Below are 20004 nucleotides of genomic sequence, written 5' to 3'. Positions count from 1 at the left end.
CGTTCAAGGAGCCTTTTCTTGTGGTAATTCAAGGTTTCAATTTAAGTGCATATCTTACAATTCCTGTAGTATTAAGTCTTTTGGCTGATGGAGAAGGAATAAAAGTATCTTTAGTTAAAAACGTTCGTCAGGTATCTACTAATAAGGAAATTATTCTATCTAACCGTCAGCTAATTAGCACTAGCGCAACTCCAAAAACATACTATGTTAGTGGTGCTGGAAATGACACAAATAGCGGACTCTCTATTTCATCCGCCTTTAGAACAATTCAAAAGGCAGCAAATCTGACTAACCCTGGCGATACAGTATTGATTATGAACGGAGTGTACACAAATTTAAGAAAAGCTGGTAGTGCAGTAAGTATTAGACGTTCTGGAACTGCAAATGCATGGATTAAGTATAAAGCATATCCCGCTCATTTCCCAAAAATTCAGCACAATACATGGAACGGTATCTCGATTTCAAATGGAGCTTCATATATCGAGATAAATGGGCTGGAGGTAATAGGAAATAATGCCAATATAACCCTTGATTATGCGATGAGTCAGAAGACTAACAAACAAAACCCGCTAACAAATGGAAACTGCATCAGTGTGGATGGACGAACAAATGGTCATAGTCACCATATACGTATTGTCAACAACAAAGTACATAAGTGTGGAGGAGCAGGTATTTCCGCTATTCAATCGGATTATGTAACAATAAATAATAACGAAGTGTTTGATAATGCCTGGTATAGCGTTTATGGTAACAGTGGCATTTCAATTTTGAATAGTTGGAACTCTGACAATAAGCGGGGATACAAGATGTTTGTTACTAACAACAAAACCTACAACAATCGTATGTACATCCCTTGGATTGCAGTCGGAAAGATCACAGACGGTAATGGTATTATTATCGATAGTTCTAGAAACGATCAAAATAACTCCAAATTGGATGCATATAAAGGATACACTTTAGTTCAAAATAATCTTGCATTTAATAATGGTGGGTCGGGTATTCATGCATTTTTAAGCGAGCATGTTGATATTGTAAATAACACAGCTGTTTTAAATAATCAAAGTCCAGAACTTAATGGCGGGCAAATATTTGCTTATACATCATCTGATGTCAGAATTCTTAGGAACATTCTTTATGCTTTCCCTGGAAAAAATATTAATAATAAGACTAAAAATAAAAACGTTGTTTATGATTATAATATTTACATGAATAGCTCTAAAATAAATGTTAAAGGGCCTCACGATATTGTTGCAGGCTCACAATTTTTAAGCAAGTATCCCACTCTAAAAAAAATATCTGGCAATTGGAAATCGCGGTTAGATAGACAAAATCCGCCGACACGGCCTTATGTAGAATCTAAGTCGGCAGGTTTTGCCTGTGGGACAGTGACTTATCGCTTGCAAGGAAAACTCATCAAAGTGGGATGCTCTCGTTAGCAATCAGGCAGGAAAGATTTATCCCGAATTTAAATGCTCTAACCTCTTGGACAACCATTGAGAATTTTTGCGGTTGAGAGCAACCTGCCGAGATATTGGCGATATTTAGCTCGTAATCTCGTAATTATTAAATGATTTGAACCCTACGTAGATGCAAGGTGTAGGTCGTCTAGCAATCACTTCTTCAATCCTCTACTCTACGACGCCGCCGACGCGGCTTTTGTTGTTGGTCTTCACGCAAGCGACGACCGACTTCGTTAAAGAAATCCCGACGCAGATAAGGATAATCGCTAACCCACAGGTCACGATTGGGAAAGTATATATCGCTAAATTCATCAATACTGCTCAAATCTGGGCGATTTGACATCACTACCATTTCTGCAATTTGACCGCGAGTAATAACTTTGTGGGCAGGACGTAATGGCGCTACAAACTCAATGCTAAATCCTGTGTCATCACCTACCTCTAAATTTATCTGTTTTTCTCGGTTTTCTACAATCACCAATTCGCCTTTGTTGTTGACTGTTTCGGTTTTACCTATCAACTGGTCTGTAATCCACCAATCTAGGACTCGACCACGGAAAAAGCCGCCGTACTTATAACGACGGCATTGTAAATTCCGCATACTTGCTTGAAACACTGGATACCACAACCAAAAAAAAGCGCTAATTACCCCTAGTACAAATACTATTGAAGCAAACTCAAGCTTGAAAATAACTGTTACAAGCAAAATAACAACTACCGCAACTACAGAAATTAACAGCCGTTGCAAAAAATTTGAGAATTTCCCCCAGTAGTACTTGTACTGCAAACCAGTGGCAATTAGGGGGACAACTTGTTCAAATTTCTGGCGAGTCAGTGGTACTAACATGAGTGCTAAGTAATGAATGCCCAATAGTGAGTTTAAAGTATCTTTTCTAATCCATATACTAACGACTTTAGCGCTAAGACTTTGCGAATCGCTAGTAGCACTCCTGGCATATAACAAGCGCGATCGCTCGTATCATGTCGTAAAGTATAAATCTGCCCTGCTGCGCCAAAAATCACTTCCTGATGGGCAATCAATCCCGGCAAGCGGACGCTATGAATTCTAATTCCTTCATCTGCGATACTGCCCCTGGCTCCTGGTAATTTCTCCGTTTCTTCTACAAGAGCGGAATTAAAAGTTTTACCCAATTCTCCTAATAACTGCGCCGTTTGAATGGCAGTACCGCTGGGAGCATCAGCTTTTTGGTTGTGATGCAGTTCGATAATTTCCACATGGTCAAAATATTTTGAGGCTGCGATCGCAGCTTGTTGCAACAGTACCATGCCAATGGAAAAATTAGGAATAATTAGGCAACCAGTGCTAGCTTTGTCGGCAAAATCTGCCAAATCTTGAATTTGTTCTGGACTTAACCCAGTAGTGCCGACTACAGGACGAATACCGTAAGCGATCGCACTGCGAATATTGTCATAAACTGAATCGGGATGGGTAAAGTCTACAATCACCCCTGGAGGAGACTGTCTGTCACCAGCCACATATCCCAACATCGGTTCTAATTGATTGGTAATCGGCACTTCCAAAGGTTCGCTTAAACCCGCCAACTCCCCGGCATCTTTATCTTGATGTTCTAAACTGTAGTCAATTGCACCCACTAGGTTTAAATCAGGCGCTTGTGCCACCGCCTTAACCACTTCACGGCCCATTTTGCCAGCAGCACCGTTGACAATAACCGGGATAGGAGCTTGATTCGTCATAGGTCGAGAAATACTTTTTGAGTCAACAAAGGAATTGTAAAGACTTTCGCGATCTAGTAGCTAGCTTCTCAAATCTCTGGCTTAATTCCACCTACCCTGAATTGTGCAGCTAATCGCTTAGTTTTTCTACTCCCCAAAACATCGGTTCTCGTTTTCATTGCACTATCCACCCAGTAACCCGTTTTATTTGCCGCTCGTACTGCTTTGATAAGTAGTCCTTATCAAATATATCAGCCTTTGTTTGTCAAGTCTAGTTGACCATTTGTAATATTATTGTTATATTTATTTACATAGCTTAGTAAAGCCCTAGAGTAAGCTGCATAGCTAAAATTGCACCTTGTCTATTACCTATATAGTTTTGGTTGCATTGGGTGTTAACTAAGAAAAACAGACTTCGGTTTTGCAATATCCCATCGACATTTGGACTTCTCCCATTTACCTCGGCTATCAAGTCGGGGTTTTTTATGTTCTCGATTATTTCCTTATTTCTTTAACTTTCCTCAGCAAATGGAATAGGGCGATCGCTACATCGTGCAGGAGTTTCTAAAATATAATTTTCTTCAGCACAGATTTGACGTAATTCTGCAAAAGCGTCTGCGAAGGAAGAGACTTTTTGTTGCTGATGCCAAGCGAGGAAGGCATGAAAAAGTTTAGGTTCTACGATCGCAGCAACTAATTTGTCCTGCTTGAAGATTAATTGAGGTTCTGATGCGATCGCATCAATCACCTCTAGCAGTTTTTGTTGTGCCTCGTCAAGTTTCCAGTTCATTTGTTTTAAATATTGGACTGCTGATTATAACTTAACGTAACTTTAGATATCGCTTGGCATAAACCCAGATAATCTTGATTAATGTGCGATCGCGGCAATTATTCCGGCGTTAGCAAAGCTTAACGTACCCCTACGGGGAAGCAAGCTACGCGTAGCGTCTCGCAGAGAAGTTATCGCTTTTGCTGTTCTACTTGCTGGACTTGTGCAACATCTAAATCCAAGGCCTGCGCTATCTGTTCTACAGTTAAACCCAATGCTAAAAGTTTAGGTACAGCTTCTAATTTTGCTTCTAAACGTCCTTCTTGGTAAACCCGCGTTTGCTTTAAATCGCTTAAGCCAAACATTGCTTCTATCTCCTTGCGACTCATTTTGGGAAATTTATAAACTAGGATTGTCTCAATCAATTCTAATAATTGTTTTTGTGGAAGTTGCAAATTTAATGCTTGCTGGGTGCGGTTGATTAATTCCTTGGCGCTGTTAATGGCTGTATCTTCGTCTTCAATCAATTACTAATTTTATCGTAGCAATGCCTATTGGTAAGGATGCATTTGAGCCTAATTCATCTAAGTAAATTCTACTGATACGCTGGCTGTGGAAGAATTCTATGAAATCTTCTTTCTCACCTATATCTATATCTCTGCTGGGATAAATCACCACTCCTCGCCAAGGATTTTTGCGTCTATTTTGGCGTAAGTATAAAGAAATTTCTGATACTAAGCGTAAGTAAATCTCTATGTCTGGTTGAAACTGAACCTCGACAAAATAAATCGGCACTTCTCGATCTTGGATGGGCAGAAATACACCATCAATTCTGAAAGCTGTTTGTTTGACTTCAACTGAAGAAAATTGGTAGAGATTCGCTGTCTCGCCTGAGTTGCCAATCAGTTCAAAGAAGATATGGGGAAATTCTTGAAACAGACGATAAAAGATGCTGTCAGTTTTCACACTTATATTTGCTCAATTAAAGTCAATATCACCAAAGTCTTGTAATTGAATAAGCATCAAATGCTGTATGTGCACTAACAATTGGAATATTCTCTACCATACGATTGAGAGCGTGTTTAACTTCGCCAACAAATGCGTCTCCTATATCGAGGCTAATATGAGCCAACCATATTGATTTTAGTTTAGGTTACTTCTTCTGTATTCAGATAAATACTCAAAACAGCGATCGCAGCACTCACTACTTTAGCCGCCAAATTTTGATGGTTTTGCCAAAACTACCACTGACAAGAGTTTTACCATCTGGGCTAAAGGCGACGGAACTAACCGAGTTAGAATGCCCTGTAAGGGTGCGAATTTGCTCTCCAGTTGCGAGATTCCAGAGTTTAATGGTGTTGTCATCACTACTACTAGCAAGGGTTTTGCCATCTGGACTGATGGTGACGGAAAAAACATAGCTAGAATGTCCTGTGAAAGTGCGGATTTCTTCTCCGGTTGCGAGATTCCAGAGTTTAATGGTGTTGTCCCAACTACCACTGACAAGGGTTTTGCCATCTGGGCTAATGGCGACGGAAATAACCCGGTTAGAATGCCTTGTGGGAGTGCGGATTTCTTCTCCCGTTGCCAAATTCCACACTTTGATGGTGTTGTCAGCACTACCACTAGCAAGAGTTCTGCCATCTGGGCTGATAGCAACGGAACTAACATAGTCAGAATGCCCTGTGAGAGTGCGGATTTCTTTTCCGGTTGCAAGATTCCACAGTCTGATGGTGGTGTCCTCACTACCACTGGCAAGGGTTTTGCCATCTGGGCTGATGGCGACGGAATTAACCCAAGAAGAATGCCCTGTGAGAGTGCGGGTTTGTTTTCCCGTTGCCAAATTCCACAGTTTGATGGTGTTGTCAGCACTACCACTAGCAAGAGTTCTGCCATCTGGGCTGATGGCAACGGAACTAACATAGTCAGAATGCCCTGTGAAAGTGCGGATTTCTTTTCCGGTTGCAAGATTCCACAGTTTGATGGTTTTGTCAGCACTACCACTGGCAAGGGTTTTGCCATCTGGGCTAATGGCGACGGAATTAACCCAAGAAGAATGCCCTGTGAGGGTTCTTTGTAATAAAACTCCGCTTGGTATGCTAGCAATTATAGATATCGGATTAGTTGGAAACAAGCCATAGCAAACAGAACCATAGATTTGAGTTCCAACTATTGTAATAGCAGCACCCACCAATAATCTTGTTCTCCAATTAATATTTTGTCTAGATGGCTTTTGTAGCGGTACTTTTGGCTTTACTGGTGCTGGTGATGTTCCAGTTTGATGCTGATGAAGCAATGTAGCAGGGAATGATGATGCTGGTTGATTTTCAACTACTGGCTGAGTTGGGTGTACTGTTGAAAGTGATGGTGACGGTGAACTAAAATCCTGTAAAACTTCCTCAGCAGATTGGTAACGTTGCTGATAATCTGTTTGCAGTAACTTATCAAGAATCTTCTCCAATTCGCTGCTTTGTGGTTGTTGCAAATGCTCCCGCCAAGAAGAAACCCACCCATAACCTTGTTGTTCCCACATTATCCAAGGGTGAATTCCACTCAGTAAGTGAAAGCAAGTTGCACCAACACTATATAAATCACTTGCTGGATAAGCTTTACCATCCTGTATTTGTTCTAATGGCGCATAACCAGGGGAACCAATTCTTGTTACTGGGTTAGTGATAACTGTCATGGTGAGTTGCTTGGAAATCCCAAAATCTATCAACACTAACTTGCCGTCAGTGCTGCGACGAATGATATTTTCTGGTTTGATATCGCGGTGAATAACTTTGTGCTGATGAACCTTTTTCAGGATATTTAATAAATCAAGCAAAACTTCCCAGATTTTTTCTTCGTTGAAAGTTCCCTGTTGTTTTAATTCAGCTAATAAATTCTGCCCGTTGATAAACTGCTGCACTAAATACAGATTATTTTCTTCTTCAAAGTACGCCAACAGCGTCGGAATTTGCGGATGTTCTCCTAGTTGTTGCAGTCGCCTTGCTTCTTGCTCAAATAGTTCTGTGGCTTTGTTTATTGCCGCAGTTCCCTGTACTCGCGGCGCAAATTGCTTGATAACACAATATTCATTCAGCTTGTCTAAATCTTCTGCTAAATAGGTTTTAGCAAATCCCCCACTTCCTAGTAATTGAATTGGGCGATAGCGGTTTCTCAACACTACCAATCCTGTGCCGCAATTAGAGCAAAACATTGTGCGATCTGGATTGGGCGGATTGTGGCAAGCTGGATTTAGGCAGCAGATCATAACTGTGCATCTATAAGCAAATGTAATTATTATCCTTTAGCTACAAGTTATTCCTTGGAGAAATTGCAAAAGATTAGATAAATTCAGTTATGGAAACTTCCTTTCTCTCACTTCCACAGCATAGTCTTGCACGGCTTTAGTAATCGTCTCGCGCAAATTTGTGTAAACTTTAGCGAATGGTGGATGCTTCTCGGCAAGTCCGAGGACATCTGAGGTAACTAAAACTTGTCCATCGCAGTGAATTCCCGCACCGATACCAATTGTGGGAATACTTAATTTTTGTGAAATCTGCATTGCCAAATCTGCGGGGATATGCTCCAACACAAGAGAAAATACGCCCGCTTGTTCAAGAGCGATCGCTTCAAGTAAAATCCTCTCACTGGCTTCTTGCGTTTTACCTTGTTGTCGCAAACCCAGTTGATGTATCGATTGCGGTGTCAAACCCACATGACCCATAACCGGAATTCCTGCTTCTACTAAACGAGCCACAGTTTCGGCCATTGCTGGATAGCCACCTTCTAACTTTACCGCTTGAGCGCCCGTTTCCTTTAGTACCCGCCCAGCTGAGTGCATCGCTTGTTGCAGACTTTCTTGATACGTCAAAAAAGGTAAATCTACAACTACTAATGCCCGTTTAACCCCACGACGCACAGCTTTGGCGTGAGATATAATCTCATCCAAAGTTATCGGCAGTGTTGTTTCATACCCAAGAACTACTGCCATAGAATCACCCACAAGGATTAAGTCTACACCAGCTGCGTCCAGGAGTTGAGCGATCGCATAATCCCAGGCAGTCAACGCCACAATTGAACGTCCCTGTTGTTTCCATTGAATTAATTGCTGGGTAGTGATTGCCATTGCCAATTTTAGATTTTAGATTTTAGATTTTGGATTTTTTGTCCTTTGTCTTCTGTCCTTAGCAAATGACTAATGACAAAGGACAAAGGACAAATGACTAATCATTTAACGGCGCGACTGAAAGCAATATGGGGTTTTGCACTGTCCGTTTTGGGCATTAACCACGCTAGACCTTCACTAGTACCAATCCATAATTTATTGCCGATGTCAGGTGCAAGGGTAAGAACCCGACTAGAAGGAAGTCCAGCAACTTCTGAGTCTAATACAGCTCCTGTATTTGGATTTAATCGTAACAAACCATTATTAGTCCCGACCCAGACGCTACCATCTTTCGCAAAACGTACTGCTGTCACGTCACGCCCACGCAGACGAGTTACAGACCGCAACACTGCACCAGTCTTTGGGTTAATAACTAGCAAATTATTCGGCATTCCCGCCCAAATTAACCCTTCTGGACTAATAGCTAAAGCTTGTACAGTCGTTCCTGGTAAATCGGCTATTCGCTTCATAATCGCAGCACTAGCAGTATTTACCCGCACCAATCCATCCAGAGTACCAACCCACAAATGACCTTCAGCATCTAAAGTCAGGGCGTTAGCACTGACACCAGGCAGATTTTTTAATGTTGTCATAATCAAGCCTTGGTCGGGACTAATGAGAGCTAAACCGCTATCGGTTCCAGCCCACAAATAACCCCGTTTGTCAAGTAACAGTGACAACACGCGTTTAGAAGGCAAAAATAAATTTTGTGCGGTGATTTCGTTAGTGCGGGGGTCAACTCGAACTAGTCCCTCATAACTTCCTACCCACAAACGTCCTACTTTGTCTTGGGCTAAAGCACCAATGGCAACATTCGGTAAGCTAACACGAGAAATAATCTTGCCGGTTTTAGGATCGATCCGCGATAATCCCCGCCAAGAACCTACCCAAAGATTACCTGTAACATCTCCCAATAAATTACCAACACGATAATCAGTTTTTGGCGAATTTTCTTCAACTCCCCGCTCATCAGGCAAAGATTCTACTCGCGGTGGCGGTGCGGAAGCTGGGTAAGCGGGGGTTACATCAGATGAATTAATGTCAGGGGTTTTTTGTGCCCATCCCATATTTGGCAAAGCTATCAACCCCAGCAAGATAGAAGTAATTAATAAACTAGTACGCTTGTAAAACAATACCACGGTGACATTTCCTTTGGAGACAGTACCCATAGCATTTACCTAAACTGGCTTTGGGTTAATTTCAGTGTTCCCCTAGCTGGGATTTTTTAAACATTGGGGATTGGGGATTGGGGACTGGGGATTGGGGATTGGGGACTGGGGACTGGGGATTGGGGATTGGGGACTGGGGACTGGGGACTGGGAACTAGGAAATAAATATTTAGGAATACTTTCTCATTACCCAATACCCAATACCCAATACCCAATACCCAATACCCAGTCCCCGAATATCATTAATGACATTTTGTAAAGTATTTGTAACAAAAAGTTTAAATCTTTATGTAATAACAAAATTAAATAGATAAGTTAAAAACTTTCAAAGAATAACTTATCGAATTCTTGATATATTGTGAAACAAGTTACAAATTACGTGGTGTGCAATTCTTTTATCTTTTGCTCACCACTCTGCTAAATCTCTGTCAAGTAAATTCTTTTCTGGTGTCTTTTCCATCAAAGGGAAAGATATAAGGAGTGTAAAGGCGGGAATGTGTGCCAGCCAGCCCAATCCCCTGAATACCCGAATTTATGGGGGAATTATCTAAATCAAGCCGCAAAGTGCGGAAGTTTTGGTGAAATTGAGAAGAGAAGGTTTAGTTGGGTGCGAAGAAGAGGTAAAAAAGAATTTTGATTTTTAGCAAGAGGGAACAGTAGAAGCGCTAGGTCGTGTACCCCTAGAAGGGGAAAACACTGGTGAGGAGGGCTACCACCGCTATCCATTGTGTCCGCCGCAAAAAAACTGCTAACCTTTGCCAAAGGCAACTCCTAACAAAAAATTTTTCCGATCTTCCCCTCGCTCAAGGGGGGCAAGAGCGGGGTGAGGGGAAGTTGCACAAAACGTGATTTGATAATTAACAAGAGTGATTTCAGGGAAGGATAAAATTATGTCTTACGCTCAAACGAAGACTCAGAGCAAATCTGGGTATCAAGCCGGGGTTAAAGATTACAGACTAACTTATTACACACCGGATTACACACCAAAAGATACCGATCTTCTAGCTGCGTTCCGTATGACACCTCAGCCTGGTGTTCCTCCCGAAGAAGCAGGTGCGGCTGTTGCGGCTGAATCCTCCACAGGTACTTGGACAACTGTGTGGACAGATTTGCTCACCGACCTCGATCGCTACAAAGGTCGTTGCTACGACATCGAACCAGTTCGGGGCGAAGACAACCAGTACATTTGTTACGTTGCCTATCCTTTGGACTTATTTGAAGAAGGCTCTGTAACCAACGTATTAACCTCAATTGTCGGTAACGTATTTGGTTTCAAAGCGCTACGGGCACTGCGTCTAGAAGACATCCGTTTCCCAGTAGCTTACATCAAGACCTTCCAAGGGCCTCCTCACGGTATCCAAGTTGAGCGCGATAAGTTAAACAAATACGGTCGTCCTTTGTTGGGTTGTACTATTAAGCCCAAATTGGGTCTTTCCGCTAAGAACTACGGACGCGCTGTATACGAGTGCTTACGCGGTGGTTTGGACTTCACCAAAGACGACGAAAACATTAACTCCGCACCATTCCAAAGATGGCGCGATCGCTTCTTGTTCGTCGCTGAAGCTATCAACAAATCTCAAGCAGAAACCGGTGAAATTAAAGGTCACTACCTAAACGTCACCGCTCCTACCTGTGAAGAGATGCTGAAGCGGGCTGAGTACGCTAAAGAACTCAAAATGCCCATCATCATGCATGACTACCTCACCGCAGGTTTCACCGCCAACACCACATTGGCTCGTTGGTGCCGCGATAATGGTATCTTGCTGCACATTCACCGTGCTATGCACGCTGTAATTGACCGTCAAAAGAACCACGGTATTCACTTCCGTGTATTGGCTAAAGCTCTACGTTTGTCTGGTGGCGACCACATCCACACTGGTACAGTAGTTGGTAAATTGGAAGGTGAGCGCGGCATCACAATGGGCTTCGTTGACCTGTTGCGTGAAAACTACATTGAGCAAGACAAGTCTCGTGGTATTTACTTTACCCAAGACTGGGCTTCTCTACCTGGTGTAATGGCAGTTGCTTCTGGTGGTATCCACGTATGGCACATGCCCGCGCTAGTAGAAATCTTTGGTGATGACTCCGTACTACAGTTCGGTGGTGGTACTCTGGGACACCCTTGGGGTAACGCTCCTGGTGCAACTGCTAACCGCGTTGCCTTAGAAGCCGTTGTTCAAGCTCGTAACGAAGGCCGCAACTTGGCTCGTGAAGGTAACGATATCATCCGTGAAGCTGCCAAGTGGTCTCCTGAACTGGCTGCTGCTTGCGAACTGTGGAAAGAAATCAAGTTCGAGTTTGAAGCAATGGATACCGTCTGATCTGGGTTAACAGTTAAGAGTTAAGAGTTAGAAGTAAAGACGCGACGCCAGTCGCTACAACGGTAAGGCAGCGCGGTTTTGGGGGCTTCCCCCATGAGCGGCTGCCTTGGAAACCCTCTTTTGGATGTCACCAGTTGCCTACAGCGCTGGATTCACCGCAACGCGCTGGCTCATTAATCGCGTCTGTACAAGAGTTAGGATTTGCATTAATTCATAACTCGTAACTCATAACTCATAACTCTTCAGGGCTGGGGTCAAGCATGAATCTTAAGCAAATTGCGAAGGACACAGCCAAAACTCTCCAAAGCTATCTGACTTATCAGGCTCTAAGGACAGTATTGGCACAGCTAGGTGAAACTAATCCGCCATTAGAACTTTGGTTGCATAACTTTTCGTCTGGCAAAATTCAAAATGGTGAGTCATTCATTGAGCAACTGTTGCGAGAAAAACCAGATTTGGCTTTGCGAATCATGACTGTCAGAGAACATATTGCGGAAGAAATTGCAGAATTTTTACCGGAAATGGTTCGCACTGGCATTCAGCAAGCCAATATGGAGCAGCGTCGCCAGCATTTAGAACGCATCACACTAATAGACACATCTAACCCCAGTCTGCAACCAGAACAGCAAACACCTTCAGATCGGGATTTGGATAACTTATCCAATTAGTTCGGTCAATCTACTAGTAAAAATCGCAACCCATTATCAAAAGCTATGCAAACTTTACCAAAAGAGCGTCGTTACGAAACCCTTTCTTATCTTCCCCCTCTGTCTGATGCTCAAATCGCTAAACAAGTCCAGTACATCTTGAATCAAGGTTACATTCCTGCGATCGAGTTTAACGAAACTTCTGAGCCAACAGAATTATATTGGACAATGTGGAAGTTGCCTTTGTTCGGTGCTAAATCTACTCAAGAAGTATTGAGCGAAGTTCAAGGATGCCGTTCTCAATTTAACAACAGCTATATCCGTGTTGTGGGTTTTGACAACATCAAGCAGTGCCAAGTTCTCAGCTTTCTTGTTCACAAACCCAACAGATACTAAGTCTAGTCAGTTGGAATTAATCATGGGATAGTTCAAGTCATTTGTTTGTCCCTGTATAGGAGAGGTAGAATTATCTGCCTCTCCTTTTTTTTCAAACAGAATTCAGGAGTCAGGCGATCCGCGAAGCGCAGTTAAGGTGAGCCAGGATTCAGTTGGGAATTCTGTAAACTGACGGATAGCGTAGCGTAAAGCCTTCTCCTGTCGGAGATGCTTCTGTACCAGAAGCGTCTTGATGACTACTGAATTTTGACTTTTGAATTCTTCTTCAAAATTAGACGTTAGGGAACATAAGCATTTATACTTCACCATCTAATACATTATCCGAAGCGTCCCGGTTGGTGGGAGAATAAAGACGAGAAATGATGCAAGCCTTGTGTTATCTCCAGCCCAAAGGAATCTGTAGAAATGTGGAAACGAATTGTATTAATTTTGCTATTGGTGTTGAGCTTCAGTCTGAGTAATTCGGATGTTGCGGCTGCGGCTGGACTCAAAAGCTTTGTAGACAGTGGTGATGGCTATCAGTTTTTATATCCTAACGGCTGGCTGCCAGTTAAAGTTGCCGATGGGCCAGATGTGGTTTTCCACGATTTGATTGAGGTGTCTGAAAATGTTTCAGTTGTGATTAGCCCAGTTCCTGAAGGCAAAACTTTGTCAGAATTGGGAACCCCAACAGAAGTAGGATACAAATTAGGAAAAGCAGCTCTTGCGCCTCCCGATTCTGGTCGTTCGGCTGAATTAGTCAATGCTGCCCAGCGAGAAGTAGACGGTAAAACATACTACCTTTTAGAGTATGAGGTTAAACTCCCCAATCAACAGGAACGACACAACATCGCCAGCGTTGCTGTGAGCCGTGGTAAACTTTTTACCTTCAACGCCTCAATTCCTGAAAAACGCTGGCAAAAAGTTAAACGAATGATTGATGAGGTTGTTAATTCTTTTTCTGTTTATTAATTAGGGAGTAGGGAATGGGGAATGGGGAATTGGGAATGGGGAATAAGAAAGAAACTTAATTACAATGCCCAATGCCCAATGCCCAATGCCCAATTAATAATTTTTCTAAAATCTCATGAAAATTCCACCTTTTGTACTTGCTTCAGCTTCTCCAGCCCGACGCCGCTTACTGCAAACTGTTGGTATTGAACCAATAGTTCAACCTAGTGACTTTGATGAGTCACAAATTGAACTAAGTGAACCAGCAGAATTGGTCAAAACTCTTGCCCAGTATAAAGCGGAAACTGTAGCCCCACAGTTTCAATCAGCTTTGGTTATGGGTTGTGATTCAGTTTTGTCCATCAATGGTGAAATTTACGGCAAACCGGCAGACTTCTCTGAAGCGATCGCTCGTTGGCAGATAATGCAAGGTAACTTTGGCGACTTGTACACAGGTCACGCCTTAATTGACCACCAGCAAAATCGTACTTTAGTCAAGTCACAAGTTACAAGAGTTTACTTTGCTCAAATGAGCGAGAAGGCAATTAAAGCTTATGTTGCCACGGGTGAACCGCTCAAGTGTGCTGGTGCTTTTGCCATTGAAGGTTTTGGAAGTTTCTTCGTGGAAAAAATTGAAGGCTGCCACAGCAATGTAATTGGACTTAGTTTACCCCTGCTGCGGCAGATGTTAAGTGAATTGGGATACGATGTCACTGATTTCTGGCAGCAATAGTCATTTGTCATTTGTCATTTGTCATTTGTCCAAAGTGAATAACCAATACCCAGTGTCCAATGCCCAGTGCCCAATGCCCAATGACCTATAACTAATAACTAAATTGCCTGATATTAAGTATTGCTTCGCCATGATCTGGAATCCAGGCTAGCCACTCATCTGCTGAAACCGGACACAATAAAAGTGCTTCGTCAAAACTAAAGGGGTTGGGAAGTTGCAAAAGCTTTACCCAAGTAGAAGCTCTTAACTGCTGCAAACCTTCCAGATTCGGCCTTCTTGGTTGCACAGCAAAATCTGGTCTACGAGAATCTAGTTTCATAGCTTTCTATTAGCCTTTACGAATGGGCTAATCCAAAATTAATTCTGTAACCTAGACTACAAAATAAATAATCCTTGTGAAAAGTATCTGTCTTATAAATTTACGTTGGCTGGGTGTAAGTGTTTGCTTATATTGCAGACCACAACAGGTATGGCACGACAGGTTGTAGACTGGCCACTAGATCGCATTCCCAACTAGAATATGTCATTTACTTCTATGCCCTCGCTGCGTGAGCAACAACATCCCCTAATTCGTCAGCTAGCTGATTGTATTGAGGCAGCTTGGCATCAGCACCTGGATTTATCCCCTTACCATTTGCCTAATGAGTTGGGGTATGTGGAAGGTAGACTAGAAGGCGAAAAACTGACGATTGAAAACCGTTGCTATCAAACGCCCCAGTTTCGGAAAATGCACTTGGAACTGGCAAAAATCGGAAATATGCTGGATATTTTGCACTGCGTTATGTTTCCTCGCCCAGAATACAACCTGCCGATGTTTGGTTGCGATTTAGTTGGGGGTAGAGGTCAAATTAGTGCAGCGATCGCAGACCTTTCTCCTATTCAAGCAGAACGCACCTTACCAGAATCTTATACTTCGGCGCTGACACAGCTAACAGTGCTTAACTTTTCCCAACCCCGTGAATTACCAGAATGGGGAAATATTTTTTCTGATTTTTGCATCTTTGTCCGCCCCAGTTCCCCTGAAGAAGAAACAATGTTTCTCTCGCGGGTGCGAGAATTTTTAGACATTCATTGCATCCAAGCGATCGCGTCACATCCTGTTTCAGTTGAACAAGTCACCCAAAATCTTGCCGGACAACACAACTACTGCACTAAACAGCAGCAAAACGATAAAACCCGCCGCGTACTTGAAAAAGCCTTTGGCCCAGCTTGGGCAGAAAATTATATGACCACAGTTTTATTCGACCTGCCAACTTAATCATCTCCTCCATCACCCTCATCTCTCCCATCTGTAGGCTCTGCTACGTTTTCAGCTAATGGATAAATGTAGAATTCATTCAACGAGAGTTTTATGGAGTTCCAAAACAGCAACAAGGAGAATAGTAAGGTCTTTGAAGCGAATATCACAAAATGGTTTGTTGTCTTGGTAGGTGCAAACAACTAGAGACAGCTAACTCATTGACCAGAAAGTTAAGGAAACTCTGATGTGATGTTAGGAATGCTCAAATTGACAGACATTTTTTAGTTAGTTAATCGTTGATTGACTTAAGGAAGACTAACTTTTTTAGCAAGATTGTGTCCAACAAAGGCAACAGTCTATTTTTGATATTTCTTTTCAATTTTGTGACCAACTATAGCCGTAGTAAATGTAGCAGTAAAGTAGCGCATCATACCAATTTAGAATTTTTTATAGAGACCTGATATATCGCGTCTCTATATCTAAATTCATACTGCTTGTGAATTCAGCTAACTTCCATTGCACTCATGTCTCAATAATACTCAAAGTTATTAAATAGTCAGCTACTATAGCGTTTCTCAGTTTCAATACAGACCTAACCCCGCGCCCTAGTAAGCGCCTCCAAGCCTCTCTCGTTTTAAAAGAGAGGTTTGGAGAGAGCAAAGTGTATTGCATACATAATGAGCGGCTATAGAAAACACCATTTTGTAAAGCCATAGTGTTGAACGTTCATCACACAATGGATTTTTAAGCCATACCCAGCTTGAAACCACTGTTGTTTGTCCTAACAGCTGGCTGTTGATTAAAAACCTTTTTATTTTTACTTCCATCAGCACAATTCAGGTAAATGGGCAACATACTATGTCAAGGGTGACTGAAAAGCCGAAACCAAGTGAACAGACACTAAATCATGAACAACCTAAGATTTGGTGGGGTATCGCTGTAGCCGTGCCAGTAGTAATCGCTGCTGGGATACTAGGTACGGCCAAAATCGAGCAGTTAAGAAAACTAACTACATCCGCACCCGTAATGCCATCTACCAATAGCATTAGTGCTGTAGGGCGTTTGGAACCGCGAGGCGAAGTTGTTAAATTGTCCGCCCCATCATCAGGATTAGCACCATCATCACGAATTCAGCAACTTCTAGTGAGAGAGGGCGAACGGGTAAAGCAAGGTCAAATTGTGGCAATTTTGGACAACCGCGATACCCAAGTAGCCGGACTACAAGAGGCAAAAGCGAAAGTCCAAGAAGCCAGTGCGAATTTAGCGCAAGTCAGGGCTGGCTCTCCAAGAGATATTCAAGCTCAAAGAGCAGTTATTGCTCGCCTACAAGCGCAGTTAATTGGCGAAAGGAATGCAGGGCAAGCAACGATCGCGCGGATTGCAGCTCAGTTAAGTGGTGATAAACTTGTCCAACAAGCAACCGTGAATCGCCTAGAAGCTGAACTTAGTGGGCAAAGAGATGCTCTCAGAGCAACGCTTGCACGTATTCAAGCCGAACAGCGCAATGCTCAAGTCGATGCCGGACGCTATGATTATTTATACAAAGAAGGTGCTATTTCTCAGCAAGAGCGGGACAGAAGACGCTTGAGTGCAGTAACTTCTAATCAACAGGTGGCTGAAAGCCAAGCTACCCTAAAGCAGACATTGGCAACTTTGCGACAGCAACTTGCCGAAGCCAGAGCTACCCAAATACAAAATTTAGCAACTTTGCAACAGCAGTTAATCGAAGCCAGAGTTAATCGTGACAAGACTTTAGCAACTTTGCAAAGACAAATCGATGAAGAAAAGGCCAAACTAAGCAGAATTTTAGATGTTAGTCCTACCGATGTGCAAGTAGCGCAAGCCCAAGTTAGCAATGCGATCGCAAATGTCAGAAAAGCCGAAGCAGAACTGAGATTGAGCTATGTTCAAGCACCAATCGCTGGAGAAATTTTAAAAGTTTACGCCAAATCAGGCGAAGCGATCGGCGCAAATGGCATTGCTGAACTTGGCCAAACTAACCAAATGTTTGTAATTGCTGAAGTCGCTGAAGACAGCATTGGTAAAGTGCGTCTTGGTCAAAATGCTACTATCACCAGTGATAACGGCGCATTTAACGGTGAATTAAAAGGGACTGTCACTGAAATTGGCAGAAAAATTGGTAAAAAAGATGTGCTGAATACAGATCCAGCCGCAGATGTGGATGCCAGAGTTGTAGAAGTTAAAATTGCTCTGTCTCCAGAAGATAGCCAGAAAGTTTCTGGTTTAACTTACGCCAAAGTTCTTGTTGATATTAATAATTAATTAAGTTGTATATGAGCAGTAACCCTAATCCATGATTTGATATTTTGGATTAAAAATATTCGTTAATAGTCTGTTTAATCAATTTTAAACATTCTAGATGTCATCATAATGAGTTTAAAGTCTAAAATTGCTAAACTTGCTGAGATGCTTATAAAATGAATCAAAAAATACCTCTGTCATGGCTACAACTGACAAGGGAAAAAACTCGTCTAGCTGTGGCGTTAGCAGGAATTGCTTTTGCCGATATTTTAATGTTTATGCAACTCGGCTTTCGAGATGCTCTGTATTATAGTAACGTTAGATTCCATAACAGTTTGCAAGGCGATATTGTTTTAATTAATAGTCAATCTAACGCTATATTGGCGATGAGAAGCTTTTCTCAGCGACGGTTATATAAAGCTTTAGAATTACCCGCAGTTCAATCTGTACATCCGATCTATTTGGACTTTACAATCTGGAAAAATCCTGTAACCGGGCGTCCTCGGAGTATCCTAATTTTTGGAATGAACCCAGAAACTAACCTAGTTAATTTACCTGGAGTTCAGGAAAATTTAGATAAACTTAAACTACCTGATGTAGTTCTCTTTGACCGTTCTTCTAGGGTAGAGTATGGGCCGATCGCTGCTAATTATGACCAAGGAAAGACTGTAACAGCAGAAGTACGAAGGCGGCGAATTAAAGTAGAAGGGCTATTTACGTTAGGTGCATCATTTGGTGCAGATGGTAATTTAATTACAAGCGATCTCAACTTTTTCCGAATATTCAGCAATCGTCAAAAAGGATTAATTGATATTGGGCTAATTAGATTAAAACCGGGAGCCGATGCTAATGTTGTTGCCCAACAATTACGAAAGTATTTACCTAATGAAGTGAATGTTTTAACTAAACAAGAGTTTATTGATTTTGAGCGGAGTTACTGGGCGAATAGTACAGCTATTGGCTTTATTTTCACATTAGGGACTGTCATGGGTTTCATTGTGGGAACTGTGATTGTTTATCAAATTCTTTATACAGAAGTTGCAGACCACTTAGCTGAGTATGCTACTCTCAAGGCGATAGGTTACACACAAAACTATTTATTGACAGTCATTCTTCAAGAAGCCTTATTATTAGCAGTTTTAGGCTATTTACCTGGGATAGTTTTTGCCTTATTTATGTATAGCAGCGCCAGAAATGCAACACTTTTACCAGTTTTTATGAGTTTTGAGCGAGCGGTAATGGTATTAATTTTGACTATGCTAATGTGCATTATTTCTGGTGCGATCGCAGTTAGAAAATTACGCTCTGCCGATCCAGCAGATATCTTTTAATTAACATTGTATTAATTAAAAAATATGAATAATAATTTTGGCTTATGATAAAAAACAAGCAAATTTAATTTTTGAAGTTCACTACAGTTAAAGTTTGGAACTAATAATTTATAAATAACAAAAATATCATGGAAAAAGAACCTGTAATCGCCATTAAAAATCTCAATCACTTCTATGGCAAAGGCGCACTGAGAAAACAGATATTATTTGATATCAACCTAGATATTTATCCAGGTGAGATTGTGATTATGACCGGGCCATCGGGTTCAGGTAAAACAACATTACTGAGCTTAATTGGTGGTTTGCGGTCTGTACAAGAAGGAAGTTTAAAATTTTTAGGTGAAGAACTTATTGGCGTCAGTCAAAACAAATTAGTGCAGATGCGACGCAACATTGGTTATATTTTCCAAGCTCACAATTTACTAGGGTTCTTGACAGCCAAGCAAAATGTGCAAATGGCAGTGGAATTGAACGATAATATTTCTCAAGCAGAAGCAGTGGCTAAATCAAAAGCTATGCTGGGGTCTGTCGGTCTAGAAGAACGAGTTGATTACTACCCAGACAATCTTTCTGGTGGACAAAAACAAAGAATTGCGATCGCCCGCGCCTTGGTGAATCGTCCCCCCTTGGTACTAGCAGACGAACCAACAGCAGCATTAGACAAACAATCAGGACGCGATGTCGTGGAAATAATGCAGAGTCTAGCCAAAAATCAGGGAACTACAATCTTGTTAGTTACGCACGACAACCGCATTTTAGACATAGCCGATCGCATCGTCGAAATGGAAGATGGTCTTTTAACCCGTAATTCCCCCAATACAGTTATTCAGTCATGATTTTTAGTCATTAGACTTATCCTTAATATAAATAACATGGGATAATAAAAAGCTGGAGTAAA

Annotated in this window: 17 protein-coding genes and 1 pseudogene; 10 read left to right on the top strand and 8 right to left on the bottom strand. The window is 41.9% G+C overall.

All coding sequences use genetic code 11. From position 1 onward, the window contains the following. The first annotated feature begins 20 nt into the window (after window positions 1-20). A complete protein-coding gene (locus RM049_RS19840; protein WP_322705366.1) occupies window positions 21-1436 on the top strand; it encodes a right-handed parallel beta-helix repeat-containing protein in 1416 nt (471 codons plus the stop codon). A gap of 184 nt (window positions 1437-1620) precedes the next feature. On the opposite strand, the gene RM049_RS19835 is transcribed toward RM049_RS19840, so the two are convergent. From RM049_RS19835 to RM049_RS19805, 7 genes and pseudogenes are all read right to left on the bottom strand, one after another. Then, window positions 1621-2307 (bottom strand): phosphate ABC transporter permease, encoded by a 687-nt coding sequence (locus RM049_RS19835; protein ID WP_322673520.1) that lies wholly within the window; start codon window positions 2305-2307, stop codon window positions 1621-1623. Window positions 2308-2339: 32 nt separating this feature from the next. Beyond that, window positions 2340-3176 carry a 4-hydroxy-tetrahydrodipicolinate reductase gene (gene dapB, locus RM049_RS19830; protein ID WP_322705365.1) on the bottom strand — a complete coding sequence of 279 codons (837 nt, stop codon included), beginning with the start codon at window positions 3174-3176 and terminating at the stop codon, window positions 2340-2342. A 490-nt stretch (window positions 3177-3666) separates the two neighbouring features. Next, window positions 3667-3945, bottom strand: a complete 279-nt coding sequence (locus tag RM049_RS19825) for a prevent-host-death protein (RefSeq protein WP_322705364.1) — start codon at window positions 3943-3945, stop codon at window positions 3667-3669. Between the two features lie 170 nt (window positions 3946-4115). Continuing rightward, window positions 4116-4890: pseudogene (locus tag RM049_RS19820) on the bottom strand (Rpn family recombination-promoting nuclease/putative transposase). A gap of 238 nt (window positions 4891-5128) precedes the next feature. Then, a complete protein-coding gene (locus RM049_RS19815) occupies window positions 5129-7180 on the bottom strand; it encodes a serine/threonine-protein kinase (protein WP_322705363.1) in 2052 nt (683 codons plus the stop codon). An 87-nt stretch (window positions 7181-7267) separates the two neighbouring features. Then, on the bottom strand, window positions 7268-8038 hold the full coding sequence (gene panB / locus RM049_RS19810) for a 3-methyl-2-oxobutanoate hydroxymethyltransferase (RefSeq protein WP_322705362.1): 771 nt from the start codon (window positions 8036-8038) through the stop codon (window positions 7268-7270). A 101-nt stretch (window positions 8039-8139) separates the two neighbouring features. Beyond that, complete coding sequence (locus RM049_RS19805; RefSeq protein WP_322705361.1) at window positions 8140-9246, bottom strand: ligand-binding sensor domain-containing protein; 1107 nt, start codon at window positions 9244-9246, stop codon at window positions 8140-8142. 890 nt (window positions 9247-10136) lie between these two features. Between RM049_RS19805 and RM049_RS19800 the strand changes: the two genes are divergently transcribed. The 5 genes from RM049_RS19800 (at window position 10137) to RM049_RS19780 (ending at window position 14273) form a co-directional block, all read left to right on the top strand. Further along, the gene (locus RM049_RS19800; RefSeq protein ID WP_322673515.1) at window positions 10137-11567 is read left to right on the top strand and encodes a form I ribulose bisphosphate carboxylase large subunit; all 1431 of its coding nucleotides are present in this window, start codon (window positions 10137-10139) and stop codon (window positions 11565-11567) included. Window positions 11568-11827: 260 nt separating this feature from the next. Continuing rightward, on the top strand, window positions 11828-12235 hold the full coding sequence (gene rcbX / locus RM049_RS19795; protein WP_322673514.1) for a RuBisCO chaperone RbcX: 408 nt from the start codon (window positions 11828-11830) through the stop codon (window positions 12233-12235). A 45-nt stretch (window positions 12236-12280) separates the two neighbouring features. Further along, window positions 12281-12610: a ribulose bisphosphate carboxylase small subunit gene (locus tag RM049_RS19790; RefSeq protein WP_069072884.1), complete on the top strand. Its 330-nt coding sequence runs from the start codon at window positions 12281-12283 to the stop codon at window positions 12608-12610. Window positions 12611-13015: 405 nt separating this feature from the next. Further along, window positions 13016-13561 (top strand): photosystem II reaction center PsbP, encoded by a 546-nt coding sequence (gene psbP, locus RM049_RS19785; RefSeq protein ID WP_322673513.1) that lies wholly within the window; start codon window positions 13016-13018, stop codon window positions 13559-13561. 115 nt (window positions 13562-13676) lie between these two features. Continuing rightward, window positions 13677-14273, top strand: a complete 597-nt coding sequence (locus tag RM049_RS19780; protein ID WP_322705360.1) for a nucleoside triphosphate pyrophosphatase — start codon at window positions 13677-13679, stop codon at window positions 14271-14273. A gap of 91 nt (window positions 14274-14364) precedes the next feature. Here RM049_RS19780 and RM049_RS19775 read toward each other — a convergent pair whose 3' ends face one another. Further along, window positions 14365-14592: a hypothetical protein gene (locus RM049_RS19775; RefSeq protein WP_322673511.1), complete on the bottom strand. Its 228-nt coding sequence runs from the start codon at window positions 14590-14592 to the stop codon at window positions 14365-14367. A gap of 201 nt (window positions 14593-14793) precedes the next feature. Between RM049_RS19775 and RM049_RS19770 the strand changes: the two genes are divergently transcribed. The 4 genes from RM049_RS19770 (at window position 14794) to RM049_RS19755 (ending at window position 19942) form a co-directional block, all read left to right on the top strand. Beyond that, on the top strand, window positions 14794-15531 hold the full coding sequence (locus RM049_RS19770; protein ID WP_322673510.1) for a phycocyanobilin:ferredoxin oxidoreductase: 738 nt from the start codon (window positions 14794-14796) through the stop codon (window positions 15529-15531). A gap of 840 nt (window positions 15532-16371) precedes the next feature. Beyond that, window positions 16372-17796, top strand: a complete 1425-nt coding sequence (locus RM049_RS19765) for an HlyD family efflux transporter periplasmic adaptor subunit (RefSeq protein WP_322673509.1) — start codon at window positions 16372-16374, stop codon at window positions 17794-17796. Window positions 17797-17951: 155 nt separating this feature from the next. Continuing rightward, on the top strand, window positions 17952-19106 hold the full coding sequence (gene devC, locus RM049_RS19760) for an ABC transporter permease DevC (RefSeq protein WP_322673508.1): 1155 nt from the start codon (window positions 17952-17954) through the stop codon (window positions 19104-19106). Between the two features lie 128 nt (window positions 19107-19234). After that, window positions 19235-19942, top strand: coding sequence for a DevA family ABC transporter ATP-binding protein (locus RM049_RS19755; RefSeq protein WP_322705359.1), 708 nt, complete (start codon window positions 19235-19237; stop codon window positions 19940-19942). Window positions 19943-20004 lie beyond the last annotated feature (62 nt).

It is taken from the genome of Nostoc sp. DedQUE04, from assembly GCF_034530995.1.
Taxonomy (GTDB): Bacteria; Cyanobacteriota; Cyanobacteriia; order Cyanobacteriales; family Nostocaceae; genus Nostoc.
The sequence above is the reverse complement of the archived record's forward strand: the minus strand, read 5'-3'. Positions and strand labels throughout refer to the sequence as shown.

Coding starts and splice junctions, on each gene's coding strand:
- RM049_RS19835 (WP_322673520.1), bottom strand. CDS start 2,307: ATGTTAGTACCACTGACTCGCCAGAAATTTGAACAAGTTGTCCCCCTA.
- dapB (WP_322705365.1), bottom strand. CDS start 3,176: ATGACGAATCAAGCTCCTATCCCGGTTATTGTCAACGGTGCTGCTGGC.
- RM049_RS19825 (WP_322705364.1), bottom strand. CDS start 3,945: ATGAACTGGAAACTTGACGAGGCACAACAAAAACTGCTAGAGGTGATT.
- RM049_RS19815 (WP_322705363.1), bottom strand. CDS start 7,180: ATGATCTGCTGCCTAAATCCAGCTTGCCACAATCCGCCCAATCCAGAT.
- panB (WP_322705362.1), bottom strand. CDS start 8,038: ATGGCAATCACTACCCAGCAATTAATTCAATGGAAACAACAGGGACGT.
- RM049_RS19805 (WP_322705361.1), bottom strand. CDS start 9,246: ATGGGTACTGTCTCCAAAGGAAATGTCACCGTGGTATTGTTTTACAAG.
- RM049_RS19800 (WP_322673515.1), top strand. CDS start 10,137: ATGTCTTACGCTCAAACGAAGACTCAGAGCAAATCTGGGTATCAAGCC.
- rcbX (WP_322673514.1), top strand. CDS start 11,828: ATGAATCTTAAGCAAATTGCGAAGGACACAGCCAAAACTCTCCAAAGC.
- RM049_RS19790 (WP_069072884.1), top strand. CDS start 12,281: ATGCAAACTTTACCAAAAGAGCGTCGTTACGAAACCCTTTCTTATCTT.
- psbP (WP_322673513.1), top strand. CDS start 13,016: ATGTGGAAACGAATTGTATTAATTTTGCTATTGGTGTTGAGCTTCAGT.
- RM049_RS19780 (WP_322705360.1), top strand. CDS start 13,677: ATGAAAATTCCACCTTTTGTACTTGCTTCAGCTTCTCCAGCCCGACGC.
- RM049_RS19775 (WP_322673511.1), bottom strand. CDS start 14,592: ATGAAACTAGATTCTCGTAGACCAGATTTTGCTGTGCAACCAAGAAGG.
- RM049_RS19770 (WP_322673510.1), top strand. CDS start 14,794: ATGTCATTTACTTCTATGCCCTCGCTGCGTGAGCAACAACATCCCCTA.
- RM049_RS19765 (WP_322673509.1), top strand. CDS start 16,372: ATGTCAAGGGTGACTGAAAAGCCGAAACCAAGTGAACAGACACTAAAT.
- devC (WP_322673508.1), top strand. CDS start 17,952: ATGAATCAAAAAATACCTCTGTCATGGCTACAACTGACAAGGGAAAAA.
- RM049_RS19755 (WP_322705359.1), top strand. CDS start 19,235: ATGGAAAAAGAACCTGTAATCGCCATTAAAAATCTCAATCACTTCTAT.